Source organism: Cytobacillus sp. ABV4_503 (assembly GCF_056158445.1).
In genome coordinates this window covers 3,578,161-3,595,928 of the sequence record NZ_JBSWTH010000001.1, presented here as the reverse complement: position 1 = coordinate 3,595,928, position 17,768 = coordinate 3,578,161, and the positions used below count along the sequence as shown (strand labels likewise).

Sequence of the window (17,768 nt, the reverse complement as noted above, 5' to 3'; positions counted from 1 at the left end):
TATTGTAAATATGTAGCAAAGCATTTTGTTTGAAACAAAAAACCAACTTTGGTAATCTTAAACTAAAGACCTTAGAAACATTCTAAAATCAGAATTTTATAAATGATTGGAGCGTTTCAGGGGCTTACTAAAACAGATACATAGGGAGGAATTTTATTATGGCATTCGAATTACCGCAATTACCTTACGCTTATGATGCATTGGAGCCAAACATCGACAAAGAAACGATGAATATTCATCATACAAAGCATCACAATACTTATGTAACAAACCTGAACAATGCTTTAGAAGGAAACGAAGAGCTTCTTTCTAAAACAGTTGAAGAAGTTGTTTCTAACCTGGATGCCGTACCTGAAGCTGTTCGCACTGCGGTACGCAACAACGGCGGCGGCCATGCAAACCATTCTCTTTTCTGGCAGATCATTTCTCCAAATGGCGGTGGCGAGCCTACAGGTGAATTAGCAGACGCTATCAGCAGCAAATTCGGAAGCTATGACAGCTTCAAAGAAGAATTTGCAAAAGCAGCTACAACTCGCTTCGGATCTGGCTGGGCTTGGCTGGCAGTAAGCAATGGCGAATTGGAAGTAACAAGCACTCCTAACCAGGATTCTCCATTAATGGAAGGAAAGACTCCAATCCTTGGCCTTGATGTTTGGGAGCATGCTTACTACTTAAAATATCAAAACCGCCGTCCTGAATACATCAATTCTTTCTGGAATGTTGTTAATTGGGATGAAGTTTCTAAGCGTTACAGCGCAGCAAAATAATAAATCAAAAAGCACGGCGGTTTACATCTGCCGTGCTTTTTTTTTAGGAATAAAGAGCTATTCTGTTAATTTCTAAATCATTGCATAACCGCACTTGCTTTGTAGGAGACTACCCTTAGAACCAAAGGGGAGTTTTTTTATGAGCAGATTTAAAAAACTGATCGGTGATGTCGATTTAACGAAAGATTTAACATTGCTTTTATTTATAGGGGGGCTTTATTCTTTAAGTGCTGCCCTTTCCAACACATTTGTAAATATTTATCTCTGGAAGCAGTCTGGTGAGTTCAGCGATCTTGCTTTATATAACCTGGCCATTGTGGTTCTTCAGCCTTTAACGTTTATCCTGGCAGGAAGATGGGCGAAGAAAATTGACCGTGTCATTGTACTGAGAATCGGTGTAATCTTTTTGGCACTATTTTATCTGACAGTGCTTTTCATTGGAACAAATGCCTCAAAATTTCTATTGCTTCTAGGGGCTCTGCTGGGAGTCGGGTATGGGTTCTACTGGCTTGCTTTCAATGTACTCACTTTTGAAATAACTGAGCCGGAGAATCGCGATTTCTTTAATGGGTTCCTTGGAATACTAACATCCGTTGGGGGTATGATTGGACCGATAGCAGCGGGTTTCATTATTTCAAGGATGGAAAAGTTCACAGGCTATTCCGTTATCTTCGGCATCTCCCTGACACTTTTTTCAATAGCTGTCTTTTTAAGCTTTTTTCTTAAAAGGCGGCCGGCTGACGGAAGGTATTTATTTGGAAGAATCCTTGCAGAACGAAAAAACAGTCTGAACTGGCGAATGATTACGAATGCCCATTTTTTTCAGGGTCTTAGAGAGGGAACTTTTATTTTTGTCATATCAGTTTATGTTTTTATTTCAACTGGCAGTGAACTGGCTCTTGGTACATACGGATTGGTCAACTCAAGTATATCTTTTTTGGGGTATTTTCTTGTATCAAGGCTTTTAAAGAAGGAGTATCGGAAAAGGGCCATACTTATAGGCGGGCTATTACTGTATGGTGCTATATTCTTTATCGTTTTTGAGGTTACGTATCCAAAGCTGCTGATGTATGCAGCCACTATTGCTATTGCGTATCCGCTCCTGCTTGTGCCATATATCTCATTAACATATGATGTCATTGGCAGAGGCTGGAAGGCTGCAGAGATGAGAATTGAGTATATCGTAGTAAGGGAGATCTTTTTAAATGCAGGACGGATGGTATCCATTTTAGGTTTTTTAGCTGCGGTATCTTTTTTCAATGAAGAAAAAAGCATTCCTATTCTGCTCTTAATCATAGGTGCAGGGCATTCGGTCATCTATTTCTTCGTCAGGAAAATACAATTTCAGTCTGCGTGAGAGAGAGAGGAATTCCTCTCTCTTTTTTTACCAGAAAAATATCTCTGTCGAAAAAGGGTTCTTTATAGAATTTATTGCTATTTTCTTTTAGAATGGGAGTATGAGACTTTTTTAAAGGAAGTGTGCGTAATTTTGAATAGGAAGAAAAAGAAGAAGACCCATGTTCCTTTCCGCCTGAATATGCTCTTCTTTGCTGTGTTTTTATTGTTCTCCATGCTGATACTAAGGCTTGGGATGGTTCAGATTGTTTACGGTGACGATTATAAGCGGGAGATTGAAAGAACGGAAGATGTTACAGTCAACAGCCCGGTGCCGAGAGGAAAGATGTTTGACAGAAATGGCCAGGTGATTGTCGATAATACACCGCAAAATGCCATCACATTTACTAATAATGGATACAAGCAGGACGAAATGCTTGAGGTGGCAGAAAGGCTGGCCAAGCTCATACACAAAGATACCGAAAAAGTTCAGGAACGCGATAAGAAAGATTACTGGATTATGAAAAATCCTGAAGAGGCTGAAAAAAAGATCTCTAAAAAAGACAAAGAAGAGCTTGAAAAGAAGTACGAAGGCGATCAGAAAGAATTGGACAAGGCCATGTATCAGCTCACATTGGATCGAATTACAGAAGATGAATTAAACGAATTGTCAAAAGATGATCTTGAAGTACTTGCCATCTACAGAGAGTTTACAAGCGGATATGCATTAACACCGCAAATTGTCAAAAATAAAGAAGTCACTCCTGAGGAATTCGCGGTTGTCAGCGAAAATCTTCAAATTCTTCAGGGTGTTGATACAACAACCGACTGGGAAAGGTATTATGCCTTCGGAGATACTTTGAAATCTGTGCTGGGTAATGTGACAAGCTCTGACGAAGGGCTGCCGGCCGAACAGCTTGAATACTATATGGCCCGTGATTACAGCCGTAATGACCGTGTAGGAAAAAGTTATATTGAGATGCAATACGAAGAAGTGCTACACGGCCAAAAGGCAAAAGTGAAAAATATTACAGATAAAGCCGGTAATGTCCTTGAAACTGTTCCCATCACTGATGGACAAAGAGGAAAGGATCTTGTTCTGAGTATTGATATGGATCTTCAGAAGGAAGTAGAGAAAATCATTGAAGAGGAATTGCGTGAAGCAAAAGCATCTGCAGGTACTGCACTACTGGACAGAGCATATGTAGTGCTGATGGATCCTCATACCGGAGAGGTTCTTTCAATGGCCGGCAAAAAGATTGTAAAGGATAAAGAGACAGGCCAATCAGTCATGCAGGACGATGCATTAGGCAATATCACTACTACTTATAATGTCGGTTCTGCTGTGAAGGGTGCTACAATTCTTACCGGATATAAAACAGGTGCTATTACTCCGGGGACCGTTTTTTATGACCGGCCTCTAAAAATTAAAGGAACACCTGTAAAAAAATCCTGGAGAAATTTTGGCCCTTTAGATGATATCAATGCGCTTAAATTCTCTTCGAATGTTTATATGTTTGAAACTGTTATCGATATCGGCGGCGGAAAATATGAGTATGAAAAGCCATTGTGGATAGATGAGCAAGCCTTTAGTACTGTAAGGGATTCCTTCGCTCAATTTGGGCTTGGAGTACGGACAGGAATTGATTTGCCAAATGAGCAAACAGGCTTTAAGGGAATGAGCAACCTTCCTGGTTTTATGCTTGACCTTTCGATTGGCCAGTACGATACCTATTCCAATATGCAGCTTGCCCAATATGTTTCGGTCATAGCCAATGGCGGAAACAGAATGGAGCCCCATATAGTAAAGGAAATCCGTGAGCCATTGATGGAAAATAATGAACTTGGACCTATTGTGCAGGAAATGGAGCCGAAAGTCCTTAATCGGGTAGAGCTTGAAGATGGCTGGATGGACCGGGTCCAGGAAGGCTTCCGCAGAGTCATGCAGGAAAAAGGCGGAACAGCATACGGTTTGTTTGGCAGTAAGGAATATAAGCCGGCGGGGAAAACTGGAACTGCCGAGGCATTTTACGATGGACCAGAGCGCAGCAAGTTTGGCAAAGAGCCGCCTGAGGTCATGAACCTAAGTCTTGTAAGCTATGCTCCGTCTGAAAATCCTGAGGTAGCAATGGCGGTATTAGTTCCATGGGCTTACCAGGGAAGCGTGGATCACGGAGCCAATAAAGAAATTGGCGAACGCGTTTTGGATGCTTATTTTGATCTTAAAAAGGAACGCCAAAAAAAGGGCAATGATAGTGAAGAATCTGTTCAAAAAGTGGAAAATATAGATGAAGTACTTGAAGGACAGGAAGATGCCCGCAAGGAAGAGGATGAATAAGTGTTGCTAAACTGTCTCCCATTTAGGGAGGCAGTTTTTTTTATTTCACCTCATTATATGAATTGCAAACCGGCTATGATGGAAAGATAAATTCATGTTATACCTCTTATTCGACATAATTACACAAGAATCGTCCACATTTACAAAAGCTTTACAAACAGTTAAAACGGCGTTAACAGTCAACCCTTATTCTAATACTCGTAGGACAAAACAACCAATTTTCTTAGGGGGAATTCAGGAATGAAACGTCTTAAAAAAATGAGCCTTTTACTTATGCTGGCGGCTGTAATGGCATTCACTGCAGCTTGCGGAGGCGGAGATACAAATGAAGGTACAAGCGGAAATGGCGAAACTGGTGAAGAGCTGGAAGGCAGTGTAGTGATAGATGGTTCTGGAACTGTTTATCCATTTATGGCACGCATGGCTGAAAACTATATGGGAGAACAGGAAAATGTCTCTGTAGAAGTTAGCCGCTCCGGAACTTCAGCAGGCTTCAAGAAATTTCTTGCGGAAGACGGAACTGACTTTAATGATGCTTCCCGCTCAATTAAAGATGAAGAAAAAGCACAAGCAGAAGATCTTGGAATTGATGTCCAGGAAATGAAGGTTGCTTTAGATGGTATAACAATTGTAATTAATAAAGAAAATGACTGGGCTGCTGAGCTTACACAGCAAGAAGTTGTCGATATCTTCCTTGCCAGTGCAGGAAAGAAAAAATGGTCAGATGTTCGCCCTGACTTCCCGGATGAAGAAATTCAAACTTATGGCCCAAATGAAAACCATGGCACTTACGAATTTATGTTTGAAAATATTCTTGAAGAACAGGACCTTCCTGAAAATATCAACTTACAGCAGGACTACTCAACTTTAGTGGATCTTGTATCTAAAGATAAAAACGCTATCGGATTCTTTGGCTATGGATACTATGACAGCAACAAAGATAAATTGTCGGCAGTAAAAGTAGACTTTGGCAATGGACCAGTTGAACCATCATTAGACACAATCAAAGAAGACGGAGACTATGCTCCATTTACTCGCCCTGTATTCACATACCTGAATACAAATATGGCTAAAGAAAAGCCGCAAGTGCTTGATTATGCTATCTATACCATGGAAAATGCACAGGATGTTGCAGCAGAAACTGGATTTGCTCCATTATCGGATGAAGATATCCAGGCTTCTCTAGATGCTTTGAACGGATTGAAGTAAGTTTCAAGAAGTGTTGAAAACGGGAAGATGAGAGGGTAGACTTCTCATCTTCTTGCAGTGTTAAAAGTTTTTATGCGGGTATTATAAGCTAAATAGTTCTTCTATGGATGAGAGGGATGAAAGGGGTTTTACACTTGGCAAAAAGCGCTGTTCACGATAACGACAAAAAGTTGAATATACGTGAAATCATACAACAAAAGAAAAAATCTCGAAGTGTTAATAATTATACTGAAAAGTTAATTCCAAAAATTTTATTTGGTATCGCAGCAATCTCTGTTTTGACTACTATTGGAATTGTACTTACTTTAATTACGGAAACAATCGCCTTTTTCAAAGACGTTCCTTTTATAGATTTTTTTACAGGCACTGAATTAAAGCCATTAGGTGCCAATGCTGTTTTTGGTGTTCTTCCTTTACTGACCGGAACAATCATTTCCACTATAATAGCCATGCTTGTTGCCATTCCGGTGGGACTGATGACAGCGATATTTTTAAGTGAATACGCTTCAGAAAAAACAAGAAAAACCTTAAAGCCGCTTCTTGAAATTCTGGCTGGTATTCCTACTATTGTTTATGGATTTTTTGCTTTTACATTTGTAACACCTTTACTAAGATCTTTTATTCCCGGCCTTGAACCAACGAATATTTTAAGCCCGGGGATTGTAATGGGAATTATGATCATCCCAATGGTAGCGTCCCTTTCTGAAGATGCAATGAGTTCTGTGCCAAATGCTATGAGGGAAGGTGCCCTTGCATTGGGGGCAACAAAGCTTGAGGTAACCTGGAAAGTGGTTATACCAGCAGCTATTTCAGGTATCATTGCTTCGTTTGTGTTAGGAATTTCTAGAGCAATCGGGGAAACGATGATCGTAACCATTGCGAGCGGAAGTTCGAAAAACTTTACATTTGATGTTACCCAATCCATGCAGACAATGACTGCTTATATTGTGGAAGTAACAGGCGGGGAAGCAGCCGCAGGTACAACATTATATTACAGTCTTTATGCTGTTGCTATGACATTGTTTGTGTTTACGTTAATTATGAACCTTCTTGCTCAGTATATCTCTCGCAGGTTCAGGGAGGAATATTAATATGAAATATGTAGATTCAGAACAAGTGCATAAAAAAATGGGCAGCCGCCTCCTTGCCAATAATATGGCGAAAACGATTTTCTTTTTGGCAACCTTGTTTGGTCTTGTAGTATTGATCGTCTTGATATATCGAGTCCTTTCAGATGGATTAGGCTGGATAAACATAGATTTTCTAATGAATCGCTTATCGACAGATCCTGAAAGAGCCGGAATCTGGGGAGCAATAACAGGAACACTATGGCTGATGCTTGTTGTTGCTCCCGTTACGATGATTCTTGGGGTAGGTACGGCTATTTATCTTGAAGAATACGCAGCCAAGGGACGTATTTCTTCTTTTATTAAAACGAATATCTCCAACTTGGCAGGTGTTCCTTCAGTAGTTTTTGGTATACTAGGACTAACTGTTTTTGCAAGAGCTTTGGATTTGGGTTCTGTAGTCCTTGCTGGCGGTCTTACTATGGCATTGCTGGTTCTTCCAGTGGTTGTTGTTGCCAGCCAGGAAGCAATCCGTGCTGTTCCCCAATTTTTAAGAGAAGCCTCTTACGGTATGGGAGCGACAAAGTGGCAAACCATTAAAAATGTAGTTCTTCCTGCAGCATTACCTGGAATCCTTACGGGGGTTATTCTTGCACTATCGCGGGCTATAGGCGAAACAGCGCCATTGGTTGTTATCGGTATACCGGCTTTGTTAATTCCTGTTCCTGATGGAATCTTTGATAAATTTACGATTTTGCCGGTACAGATTTATTATTGGACAATCGACTCTGCTCTAGTAGCAGAATATGCAAACCTGGCAGCTGCGACAATCGTTATTTTATTAATTGTTTTATTCGCGATGAACTCAATAGCCATCTTAATTCGGAATAAATTCCAAAAAAGATATTAGCCTGGGAGGTTTTATAAAATGCCTGTAGTGACAGAGAAAACAAATCCAAATGTAAAAAAAGAAAACATAAACCCAAATTCAACAGAAAACAAAAAAGTTGTTTATAATACAAAAGATCTTAACCTTTGGTATGGTGAAGGGCATGCGTTAAAAAATATCAATTTAGCCATTAATGAAAATGAAGTAACGGCCATTATCGGACCATCAGGATGCGGTAAATCCACATATATTAAAACTCTAAACCGCATGGTTGAACTTGTGCCTTCAGTAAAAATTTCCGGCGAAATCTTATACCGGGAGCGTAATATTCTTGATAAATCATTTACAGTGGAGGATTTAAGAACGAATGTGGGAATGGTTTTTCAAAAGCCAAATCCATTTCCAAAGTCCATTTATGAAAATGTAGCATATGGCCCGAAAATTCACGGTATTCGCGATAAAAAGATCCTTGATGAGATTGTTGAGAAGAGTTTGAGGGGAGCGGCAATCTGGGATGAGGTTAAGGATCGCCTGAACCAGAATGCGTATGGCTTATCAGGCGGGCAGCAGCAGCGCCTTTGCATTGCACGCTGTCTAGCAATTGAACCAGATGTCATCTTAATGGATGAGCCGACATCTGCACTTGACCCTATCTCTACCTTAAAGGTAGAAGAGCTTGTGCAGGAGCTTAAGGAAGAATTCAGTATTATCATCGTTACTCATAATATGCAGCAGGCCGCCCGTATTTCTGATAAAACAGCTTTCTTCTTAAACGGTGAAGTAATCGAGTTTGCCGATACAGATAAGATATTCTCTACCCCTTCAGATAAGCGGACTGAAGATTATATCACTGGGCGATTCGGCTAATCTATTTTACTGGTTTGTATCAACGATTTAATTATTACTTTTAGGATGAAGGGGGATTACATTGATGGTGGTACGTGAGAGATTTGAATATGATTTGCAGGAGCTTCAAAAGAAACTGATTGAAATTGGCAATTTTGCAGGAGAGGCCTTGCATAGATCGGTTGAAGCGCTTGAAACCCAAAATATAGAATTGGCACTTGAAATCATTGATGACGATAACCAGGCAGATCTTTTATATGAAGAAATAAATGATTTAGCCATTCTGTTAATTGCCAAACAGCAGCCTGTAGCAATTGACCTTCGCCGCATCATTGTGGCAATTAAAATCGCGACAGACATTGAACGGATAGCAGACTTTGGAGTAAATATTGCGAAGTCTACAATACGGATTGGGTCAGAACCACTTATTAAGCCGATTGAGCATATAAAAGAAATGTACGAAATTTCCACCGAAATGCTTCGCTTATCATTGGAAGCTTTCACAGAAGAAGATATTACAAAGGCAAAAAAAGTAGCTGATATGGATGATCAGGTAGACGACCTTTATGGTGAAACAATTAAAGAGCTGCTGCAAATCAACCTGCAGAAACCGGAATACCTTCCTCAGATCACTCAGCTGTCTTTTGTTTGCCGATATTTAGAAAGAGCAGCTGATCATGTCACCAATATCTCTGAACATATTTTTTACTTGGTAAAAGGGCGTCAGTATGATTTGAATAATTAATAAGAAAAACGGAAGCGTCATGCCTCGCTAGCGCAGAAGGAAAAAAGCTAAAAGGATTCAGCTCCTTTTAGCTTTTTGTTATGACTTTAGCGATTTCTTTATAGCTCATGTCAGGGGTCAGCTCAAATGTGCCCAGCTGTATTTTTTTGCTGTACCCGTATTCTTCAAGGTAATTGCCGAAGTCTGCTGCCTGATCGACTACATTTCCCTTCTCAAGCTGTGCTGCGATTTCCCCAGGTGTCATGCCGCTCTCAATTGTAAGCTGATAGGCAGCCTGTGAGCCTTCTTCCAACTCCGTATCTTCCTCAGAAGGTTCTTCTTTTTCTTTCGTATTTTCATTTGCTGGATCTTCGGATTTAGTCCGCTGCTGAAGTAGAGTATATTCTTTGTCTGTTAAAACAGTATAGCCGTTCGCCTGAAGAAATTCTTTCGCGCTGTCTTCATCTATTTTTCTATTTTCAGACTGATTCGGTTTAATGAAAAAATAGACTATACCGAAGGCTATGACAGCCATAAGGATGCCAAATGCAAATGCCCGGGTATTTCTTTTATTCATATCCATGACCTCTAAATTTCATTTCTGTTTGAATAGTCCTTACTTCATCAGGAGAGAGTGATGATTGTCTGGCAATCTGCTCAACTGACAATCCTTGCCTGGTAAGCAGCATCACCTGATTTTTTATAATTTCATGAACTTCCCTTTTCACTGAGGAATGAGCAGAAGACTCTGCAGGAACGTGCTGAATAAAGGGGTCGTCAGCCACCAGCAGTTCTTCTTCCAATACTTTTAATTTCTTTTTAATCTGATACATTTCCTGAATCTGCTGCATGGACATTTGGTCCATTTCTTCGCGCAGCTCTTTATAAGGATCTTTCAAGAACACTGAAAGAACAAATAGCCCTATAGATATCATCAATAATGCCAGCATGATTGATTCCAAAAAAGTCACCTCATATTCATTGAACAGAAATATTTTACCATCAAAATTGACAAATTTCGATATGTAATCCACAAGCAGGTGAAAATTATAGCTTTTTGTCGCTGAAGCTCTGTCGAAAAAGCATCCCGGCAAACTTTGAAAAATTTTTTCTTATTTATTATTCAAGCAGGCATGTGCATTCGCAAGAAGCGACAATTTCCGTTCATTGTAGCCTATCCATATCAGTGATAACATTGAGCTATATAAATAGTCATAAAATTTTGCTTTTTGTCATATATATACCTTTTTTAGTGGCTTATGAAAATAAATACAAGAGGTGCCGGGTATGATCGATGAAATTATTAAGCTTCGCCGCAGGGGGCTTTCATTTCGCAAAATTGCCAGTGAGCTTGATACAACAGTAGGAAAAGTGCAATACCAATGGACCAAACTTATCCAAAATAAAGAAAAACGCAAAAGCGTGGACTCTGCCGGGATTAAAATAACCGCTGAAGAAAATGCACTTCCTAAACAAATGAAAGATCAATTGATATTAACACGCTTAAGAGCTGATAAGGTAAAAGTAAAATGGAAATTATCTAGTCATAAAGAGAAGATGGCTTCACTTTACTTGGACGAGCCTGTCTCTTCCATGAGAAAATCTTTAAGAATCTATGATGTTACGGGGATCATTTTTGATGGCGCAAATGCGGTCTCTGATCATGAAGTAATCCTGTCCCAACAATCAGAGTGGATCTTCAAAGGGCTCAAACCTAGTAAAGTGTATTGTGTGGAGCTTGGCATAAAATTGACAGAATCTCATTTCTTTCCTTTGCTGCGCTCAGAAGCAATTCATACTTCTGAGGAAATGATTTATCAATCATCCGGAAAAGGCGATGCTGAGAAGCAGCCTGCTGAATGGACAGTGAATGTGAGTACATACACTTATTATGAATCAATGAGTGAAGGAGAAGGTAAAGAATGATAGAAACGGTACCTGCTGAGCCAAATAAAAAAGCTGCCATAAAGGCTTACCTAAGATTCTTCTTCTTACGTGGGAATATCCCCCCCATGTTGTCGGTGGCTTATCAAGACATGTCCATGGACTCGCCGGAGGATTGAAACATGATTATGAGGTCCATATTCTGACAGCTAATCCAGGAAATCTTTCCAGCAATGAACGTAAAGACGGTATCTATATACATCGAGTTAAGCCGCTTAATGAAAAAGATCCTAACTTTTTGCATTGGATTTTAGGATTGAATTTGGCGATGGAGCAAAAAGCCAATGAACTGTCATCCTTCCACCACTTTGAGCTCATCCACGCACATGACTGGCTTGTGGGTGCATGCGGCCTGTCATTAAAGGAGAGTTTAAAGTGTCCTTTAATTACGACTATACATGCAACCGAATATGGAAGGAATAATGGGATTTACACAGAATTGCAGAAGTTTATCCATAGAAAAGAAGAGCAGCTGATACTCGGATCAGATCAGGTTATTGTCTGCAGTGAATATATGAAGGAAGAAGTACTCCAGCAATTTGCTATTGAAAACGAAAAAATGTCTGTTATTGCAAACGGAATCAGCAAGGAACCCCTTCTTGAAGACGTTGACTCTTTATTGGAGGGGCTGCAGGTAAAAAAAGGCGGCAGACTGATATTTTCTATTGGGCGGATGGTCAGGGAAAAAGGGTTTGATACCTTGATCGAAGCAGCGCCTATTATAAAAGAAAAGTACCCGGATACTTATTTCATTATAGCCGGCAAAGGGCCTATGCTTGAAGCACATAGAAAAAAAGCGAAAGAACTGAATGTTGACGATGTAATTCATTTTCCGGGTTTTATTAATGATATGCAAAGAGTAGCTCTCTTTCTGAAGTGTGAGTTCGCTGTTTTTCCAAGTTATTATGAGCCATTTGGCATTGTTGCACTCGAAGCAATGATTGCCGGGAAACCGGCGATAGTATCTAACACTGGCGGGTTAAAGGGGATAATAAAACATGGATATTCGGGACTGTTCATGACACCGGGAGAACCTGGCAGTTTCACAGAGCAGGCTACCGCTCTCCTTGAAGATCCAAAAGCAGCCCTTACAATTGGCAGACAAGGTCAAAAGGTCGCAGAAAGCCTATTCAGCTGGGGACGCATTGCGGAGGAAACCAAAAGAGTATTCCAAGAAACCCTAATCAGCCAAAAGCTAGAAGACTTTGTTTAAAAAAATTATAGAAAAAGGTGCATGAAGATGAATACATTAAATTGGATTCAATCTGATGTTTATGAAGAAATGGAGAAAGCGCCGATCGGGAAATTGAAAATGATTCCGGGTTTATGGATAGACGGGAAGACTTACTGGATGGAGAATGGCAGTAAAGAGATATTTCCTGATGAAAATATTTCTGTTCAAATTAAGACAGAAAAAATCCACTCCAAAATTTCATATTTTAAAAGCTATATCACAAACCATGTGGACGAGCCCAGAATGATTAAGCTCTTATTGCAGCACAGACATGATTATTCTTCCCGTGAACATCTCTCGTTCATTTCTCCCGCAGAAAATGTCATCTTTCATTTGGCTGATTCCAAGCTGTTTTTGGTTAATGGCCAGCTAAACGGCAAAAAAATGGAAGAGTGTACGATTCAGCCATACTGGAATGTATACAGTGACCAAATTTGGAACTGCAGAAAGAAAGGAACTTTAAAATATCATCCGATGGTCCAGGGGAATGCCATAAGCGTCTTCTCCCTTAAAGCAGCATTCAATGGCAGAGGGACAATAGAAGGAGAATCATGGATTATTAACGGAGACAGCAAATCAGAAATCCTTCAGTATAACAACCTGCTAATAGGCAGGGGTAAAGAGGGTACTTTTAAAAAAACGTACTAGCATTTCGAATTAAAAAGTGATATTATAGAAAAGTCGTATGAACGAACTAGTTTGAACATAGTTTGGAGGGAAATTACATGCGTGTAAACATTACGTTAGCTTGCACAGAATGTGGAGATCGTAACTATATTTCTAAAAAAAATAAACGAAATAATCCAGATCGTCTTGAGCTTAAAAAATATTGCCCAAGAGATAAGCGTTCGACTACACATCGTGAAACAAAATAAGCGGTAGGATCATTCCTACTGCTTTTTTTGTTGACTTTTTTTATGGGTATACTACCCTTTTTTGGATAAATTATTGAGGGGATTTGCATATGTCATCTTCTGTTGGAGGGTATGATATGGAAATGGATAAAAAGGCGCTTAGAAAGCAAATGCTGAATAGAATGAAGGAATTGAGCAAGCCTGAGTTTGAACAGCTATCCTATGAAATTGCCCGCAGCCTTTATAGCAGTCCTTTATGGCTTCAAGCTAAAACGATAGGAATAACGGTTTCAAAGCCGCCTGAAGCGGATACGTGGCAGATTATCAGAAAAGCATGGGAAGATGGAAAAAGGGTTGCTGTCCCGAAATGCATTCCCCACACAAAGCAAATGGTGTTCCGTGAACTGAAAAGCTTCAGGGAATTGGAGTCTGTGTACTATGGATTATGGGAACCAAGTCCAGAAAAGACAGATGAAGTTCGCAGTGAGGAAATCGAAACCTTAATTGTTCCCGGGCTCGCATACATGAAAAACGGCTTTCGCCTGGGGTTTGGGGGAGGCTATTATGATCGTTTTCTCGAGCACTATAAAGGAAGAACCGTCTCACTGGCTTTTGAACTGCAGATTTTAAACGGCTTTCCAGTGGAAAACCATGACAAGCCGGTGGAAATGATTATTACCGATCAGCAGGTTTGGGCATCCGGCAATGCTTGAATCTATTGTAATTATTATTTTTATATTGATCACAGCTCTAGCTGGATATTATTTCCGATTACTGACCTTTTCAGGCAGTATAGCCGCATTCATTGTAGGTGCGGCAACAGGATGGGGATTTGGTTTTTACGGTCTCCTTGTACTGGGGTTCTTCTTTGCGAGCTCAAGCTTTTGGTCAAAATTTAAAAGCCATAGAAAAGAGACATTCGAAAATAAGCATGCAAAAGGGTCAAGGAGGGATTGGCAGCAGGTGGCAGCAAATGGAGGAATAGCAGCTATTTCCAGCATACTCTATCTCCTGAATCCATCACCGGTTTGGCTAATAGCATTTCTAATTGGCCTGGCTGCAGCGAATTCGGACACCTGGGCATCAGAAATTGGTTCATTAAGTCAAAAATCCCCCATTTCGTTGAGGACCTGGAAGCCAGTAGAGACGGGAACTTCAGGTGCTGTCAGCATTCTGGGCACAATTGCAGCTTTGTCAGGTTCTTTTGCTATTGCACTTCTTTCATTTATGCTGTTCAGCGTTTCACTTTATGAGGTTATGCTGATTGGGATCTTTGGATTTGCGGGAAATCTGATTGATTCCATATTGGGGGCTTTTTTTCAGGCTGAATACAAGTGCCTGGTGTGCAATGAAAATGTTGAAAAAACCGAACATTGCGGACAGCCGGCCTTATTGGTAAAAGGAAGGCGTTTTGCAGATAATGACTTTGTTAATTTTTGTTCAGGTTTAGCTTCAGCCTCGTTGGGATTGCTTCTATTTATTCTATTGATATAGACGGACTGAGCTGCTGCTGTTCCTTACCTTAAAGTGAAAAGGAGAGTTGTTATGAAAATTCGGGTGAACAGAGTCGTGATGATTGGAACTGGCTTTGTAGGCTCAAGCTATGCCTTTGCACTATTAAATCAGGGTGTTACAGAGGAATTGGTTCTAATCGATTTAAATAAGGATAAATCTGAAGGAGATGCTATGGACTTAAATCATGGCATGCCATTTGCCCCTTCGCCAACATCGATCTGGTTTGGAGGTTATTCAGATTGCAAAGAGGCTGATTTGGTTGTCATAACTGCTGGAGCTAATCAAAAGCCTGGGGAGACACGTTTGGATCTTGTGGAAAAAAATGCGAAAATCTTTAAAGGCATTGTGAATCATGTCATGGACAGCGGTTTTGATGGCATTTTCCTGGTTGCGACAAATCCAGTAGATATTCTGACCTATGCAGTCTGGAAATTCTCCGGACTGCCAAAAGAAAGAGTAATTGGATCCGGAACGATACTGGATACGGCCAGATTCAGGTTTCTGCTCGGAGAGTATTTCAAAGTCGATACTCGTAATGTTCATGCATATATTATAGGTGAACACGGAGATACTGAATTGCCTGTATGGAGCCATGCTGATATTGCAGGGAAAAACATTGATGACTGGATAGGAAAAGAAGAGAATTTTAGGAAGGACGATCTTAAGTCGATATTCCTTAATGTCAGAGATGCGGCTTATCAGATTATTGAGCGAAAAGGGGCCACTTATTATGGAATAGCCATGGGTCTGGTCAGGCTGACGAAAGCAATCCTTCAGAACGAAAATTCGGTCCTTACGGTGTCAGCTTACTTAGATGGAGAGTATGGCCATGATGATGTTTACATTGGGGTACCTGCTATAGTCAATAGAAATGGCATTCGCGCCATTGTTGAACTTGACTTAAACAGCGAAGAAAAGGATCAGTTTACCCAATCAGTAAATGTTCTCAAGAAAACGCTGGAACCAATAAGGAAGGATTAGCCAGCTTGCATTGGGAGGCGAATTTTATTTTGTTATGAAGCATGGATAAAAATTATTTCCTCTTCTCACAATAAGGAAGAGGAGGGATTTTTAATGTCTCGATTACTATCCATATTTATGATAGGTCTTGGCACTTATTTTGCCTATCATAACCGTTATCGATTGATTAATGTTATTTTTGGGAATGTCTTTTTGCGGAAACTGCTAGTCACTTCAGTAATGAGTTTTCCGCTTGTCCGCGACAGGATGATGAGCTCTGTTTTCTCTTCTGGGCCCTCGGAAGGGCGGCAATAAAGAAGTAAAAAGACCGTAATGGTCTTTTTATTTTGGATAAATATTCAGGTGCTTTTTCTTTTACAAAAGGTTTCTTTTTTGCCTATAGTTAAATAAAGTATTGTAATCATTGAAACGTATAGAGAGTGGGGGAAGAATTGGCCGTTCAAGAGGATTATTTATTTTGGAAACTTGCGGATTATTTCATATCTGATCAGGGGTACAGAATGATTCAGCTATCTGGAGATCAGGATGAATTATGGCTAGAAAAGATGGAGCATAAAACGATAAAGGCAATCAGGCTCCTAAAATATAATCTTGACTGGAGCAATTGGATGCAGCGGGATATCGAAGTTACTTCCCAAAAAGCAGAATCTGTCAGGAAGCAGCTTGGTAAAAGGGAGCTGCCAGTATTAAATATCTATGTCACAAAGTACCTGCCTGTCGATGACTATGAATTCCGCATTACAGAACCCTTCATGCCTGAAAATGCGAAAGCCTCTGTCCAAACCCTAATCATTGAGTCCGGCAAACCGGATAGCCTAAGTGAGGTTGAGGCCATTTTCGAAAAGCCATTAACCCTACTGTCCGGAAATTATGCGGAAATGGATGTTGAAGCTCTGAAGCATGCTGCTCTTTCTAAAGCTGTGAAAACAGCAAAGAAAGAAAAGGAAATGTTTAATTTTGGGAAGCCATTTTTTACGTATATATTCATTTTTATTCAAGTTGCTGTTTTTTTAGTTTTGGAAGCAATGGGCGGGAGCACAGATACATCGACATTAATTAAGTATGGAGCTAAATTTAACCCATTAATTCTTGATGGGGAATGGTGGAGGTTTTTGACCCCGATTGTTCTTCATATCGGACTGCTCCATTTATTAATGAATACACTTGCCTTATTTTATCTTGGTTCGGCAGTGGAACGCGTGTATGGAAATCTAAGGTTCCTAGTTATTTATTTGGCTGCTGGTTTTGGCGGAACTTTAGCCAGTTTCATTTTTAGCCCTACCCTTTCAGCTGGAGCAAGCGGAGCTATTTTTGGCTGTTTCGGAGCACTTTTATATTTTGGGCTCATTTATCCTAGTCTTTTCTTCCGGACAATGGGATTTAATATACTTGTGGTATTGGGCATAAACCTTGCATTTGGATTTACCATTCCGGGGATTGATAACGCTGGCCATATCGGCGGGCTGATTGGCGGATTTCTTGCTACTGGAATTGTGCATTTTCCCAGGAAGAAGCGGCCATTGCTTCAGTTCCTGTTTTTAGCAGCATCACTCTGTCTGGCTGCTGGATTGTTGAAATATGGTTTCAATGAACCAGGAAGGCTTTTAAATGAACAGACTGCAATGGTGATGGCCCAGGAGCATATTAATGCTGAAGAGTTTGAAAAGGCTCGATCAATGCTTGCTGATTTTGTTAATGAAGGGAATGCCTCACCAGAGGCTTATTTTCTGTTATCATATGCGGAAATAAAGGTGGGACAACTGGAAGATGCGAAAGATCATCTTCTCCACGTAGTAAAGGAAGAAGCTGCTTTCCACGAAGCACATTACAATCTTGCACTGATCTATTTAGATGAAGAAGACCCGGAAAAAGCAAGATATCATGCTCAAAAAGCAGCTGGTCTTAAACCGGATCAGGAAGAATATCAAAAGCTTTTAAACCAAATAGAATAGAAAGACAGCTGGTATTATACTGAATTTTCAGCTTACTTCCTGGGAAATATAATCTTCATTTCCTGCGGATTTTCATTGAATCATGCCAATCATTGGTATGATTTTTTTTTTGC

Annotated in this window: 19 protein-coding genes; 17 read left to right on the top strand and 2 right to left on the bottom strand. The window is 40.2% G+C overall.

Annotated features, from left to right (window positions below; translation table 11 throughout):
• Nucleotides 1-158: 158 nt before the first annotated feature.
• From ACXAD1_RS18135 to phoU, 8 genes are all read left to right on the top strand, one after another.
• The gene (locus ACXAD1_RS18135) at nucleotides 159-767 is read left to right on the top strand and encodes a superoxide dismutase (RefSeq protein ID WP_206838750.1); all 609 of its coding nucleotides are present in this window, start codon (nucleotides 159-161) and stop codon (nucleotides 765-767) included.
• A gap of 139 nt (nucleotides 768-906) precedes the next feature.
• Nucleotides 907-2,124 (top strand): MFS transporter, encoded by a 1,218-nt coding sequence (locus ACXAD1_RS18130; RefSeq protein ID WP_206838748.1) that lies wholly within the window; start codon nucleotides 907-909, stop codon nucleotides 2,122-2,124.
• A gap of 132 nt (nucleotides 2,125-2,256) precedes the next feature.
• A complete protein-coding gene (locus ACXAD1_RS18125; protein WP_474910697.1) occupies nucleotides 2,257-4,440 on the top strand; it encodes a peptidoglycan D,D-transpeptidase FtsI family protein in 2,184 nt (727 codons plus the stop codon).
• Nucleotides 4,441-4,680: 240 nt separating this feature from the next.
• Nucleotides 4,681-5,649: a PstS family phosphate ABC transporter substrate-binding protein gene (locus ACXAD1_RS18120; protein ID WP_206838745.1), complete on the top strand. Its 969-nt coding sequence runs from the start codon at nucleotides 4,681-4,683 to the stop codon at nucleotides 5,647-5,649.
• A 116-nt stretch (nucleotides 5,650-5,765) separates the two neighbouring features.
• Nucleotides 5,766-6,740 carry a phosphate ABC transporter permease subunit PstC gene (pstC, locus tag ACXAD1_RS18115; RefSeq protein ID WP_474910696.1) on the top strand — a complete coding sequence of 325 codons (975 nt, stop codon included), beginning with the start codon at nucleotides 5,766-5,768 and terminating at the stop codon, nucleotides 6,738-6,740.
• A 1-nt stretch (nucleotide 6,741) separates the two neighbouring features.
• Nucleotides 6,742-7,626 carry a phosphate ABC transporter permease PstA gene (pstA, locus tag ACXAD1_RS18110; RefSeq protein ID WP_206838741.1) on the top strand — a complete coding sequence of 295 codons (885 nt, stop codon included), beginning with the start codon at nucleotides 6,742-6,744 and terminating at the stop codon, nucleotides 7,624-7,626.
• A gap of 18 nt (nucleotides 7,627-7,644) precedes the next feature.
• On the top strand, nucleotides 7,645-8,472 hold the full coding sequence (pstB, locus tag ACXAD1_RS18105) for a phosphate ABC transporter ATP-binding protein PstB (RefSeq protein ID WP_206838739.1): 828 nt from the start codon (nucleotides 7,645-7,647) through the stop codon (nucleotides 8,470-8,472).
• A 64-nt stretch (nucleotides 8,473-8,536) separates the two neighbouring features.
• A complete protein-coding gene (gene phoU, locus ACXAD1_RS18100) occupies nucleotides 8,537-9,196 on the top strand; it encodes a phosphate signaling complex protein PhoU (RefSeq protein WP_206839299.1) in 660 nt (219 codons plus the stop codon).
• A 67-nt stretch (nucleotides 9,197-9,263) separates the two neighbouring features.
• Here phoU and ACXAD1_RS18095 read toward each other — a convergent pair whose 3' ends face one another.
• Nucleotides 9,264-9,752, bottom strand: coding sequence for a hypothetical protein (locus ACXAD1_RS18095; protein ID WP_474910695.1), 489 nt, complete (start codon nucleotides 9,750-9,752; stop codon nucleotides 9,264-9,266).
• Nucleotides 9,745-10,146, bottom strand: a complete 402-nt coding sequence (locus ACXAD1_RS18090) for a hypothetical protein (RefSeq protein WP_474910694.1) — start codon at nucleotides 10,144-10,146, stop codon at nucleotides 9,745-9,747. Before ACXAD1_RS18090 ends, ACXAD1_RS18095 begins: the two co-directional genes overlap by 8 nt.
• A gap of 316 nt (nucleotides 10,147-10,462) precedes the next feature.
• Between ACXAD1_RS18090 and ACXAD1_RS18085 the strand changes: the two genes are divergently transcribed.
• The 9 genes from ACXAD1_RS18085 (at nucleotide 10,463) to ACXAD1_RS18045 (ending at nucleotide 17,655) form a co-directional block, all read left to right on the top strand.
• Nucleotides 10,463-11,101 carry a DUF4912 domain-containing protein gene (locus ACXAD1_RS18085; RefSeq protein WP_474910693.1) on the top strand — a complete coding sequence of 213 codons (639 nt, stop codon included), beginning with the start codon at nucleotides 10,463-10,465 and terminating at the stop codon, nucleotides 11,099-11,101.
• A gap of 55 nt (nucleotides 11,102-11,156) precedes the next feature.
• Nucleotides 11,157-12,332 (top strand): glycosyltransferase family 4 protein, encoded by a 1,176-nt coding sequence (locus tag ACXAD1_RS18080; RefSeq protein WP_474911330.1) that lies wholly within the window; start codon nucleotides 11,157-11,159, stop codon nucleotides 12,330-12,332.
• A gap of 27 nt (nucleotides 12,333-12,359) precedes the next feature.
• A complete protein-coding gene (locus ACXAD1_RS18075; RefSeq protein ID WP_474910692.1) occupies nucleotides 12,360-13,001 on the top strand; it encodes a hypothetical protein in 642 nt (213 codons plus the stop codon).
• Nucleotides 13,002-13,078: 77 nt separating this feature from the next.
• Nucleotides 13,079-13,228, top strand: coding sequence for a 50S ribosomal protein L33 (rpmG, locus tag ACXAD1_RS18070; protein WP_009332954.1), 150 nt, complete (start codon nucleotides 13,079-13,081; stop codon nucleotides 13,226-13,228).
• Nucleotides 13,229-13,344: 116 nt separating this feature from the next.
• Nucleotides 13,345-13,920 carry a 5-formyltetrahydrofolate cyclo-ligase gene (locus ACXAD1_RS18065; RefSeq protein WP_206839297.1) on the top strand — a complete coding sequence of 192 codons (576 nt, stop codon included), beginning with the start codon at nucleotides 13,345-13,347 and terminating at the stop codon, nucleotides 13,918-13,920.
• On the top strand, nucleotides 13,913-14,701 hold the full coding sequence (locus tag ACXAD1_RS18060) for a DUF92 domain-containing protein (RefSeq protein ID WP_206838731.1): 789 nt from the start codon (nucleotides 13,913-13,915) through the stop codon (nucleotides 14,699-14,701). Before ACXAD1_RS18065 ends, ACXAD1_RS18060 begins: the two co-directional genes overlap by 8 nt.
• Before the next feature lie 51 nt (nucleotides 14,702-14,752).
• Nucleotides 14,753-15,703 (top strand): L-lactate dehydrogenase, encoded by a 951-nt coding sequence (locus ACXAD1_RS18055; protein ID WP_474910691.1) that lies wholly within the window; start codon nucleotides 14,753-14,755, stop codon nucleotides 15,701-15,703.
• A gap of 93 nt (nucleotides 15,704-15,796) precedes the next feature.
• Entirely contained in the window at nucleotides 15,797-15,997 is a 201-nt protein-coding gene (locus ACXAD1_RS18050; RefSeq protein ID WP_053434403.1) for a hypothetical protein, read from the top strand.
• Nucleotides 15,998-16,134: 137 nt separating this feature from the next.
• Nucleotides 16,135-17,655, top strand: coding sequence for a rhomboid family intramembrane serine protease (locus tag ACXAD1_RS18045; protein ID WP_474910690.1), 1,521 nt, complete (start codon nucleotides 16,135-16,137; stop codon nucleotides 17,653-17,655).
• The last annotated feature ends 113 nt before the right edge of the window (nucleotides 17,656-17,768 follow it).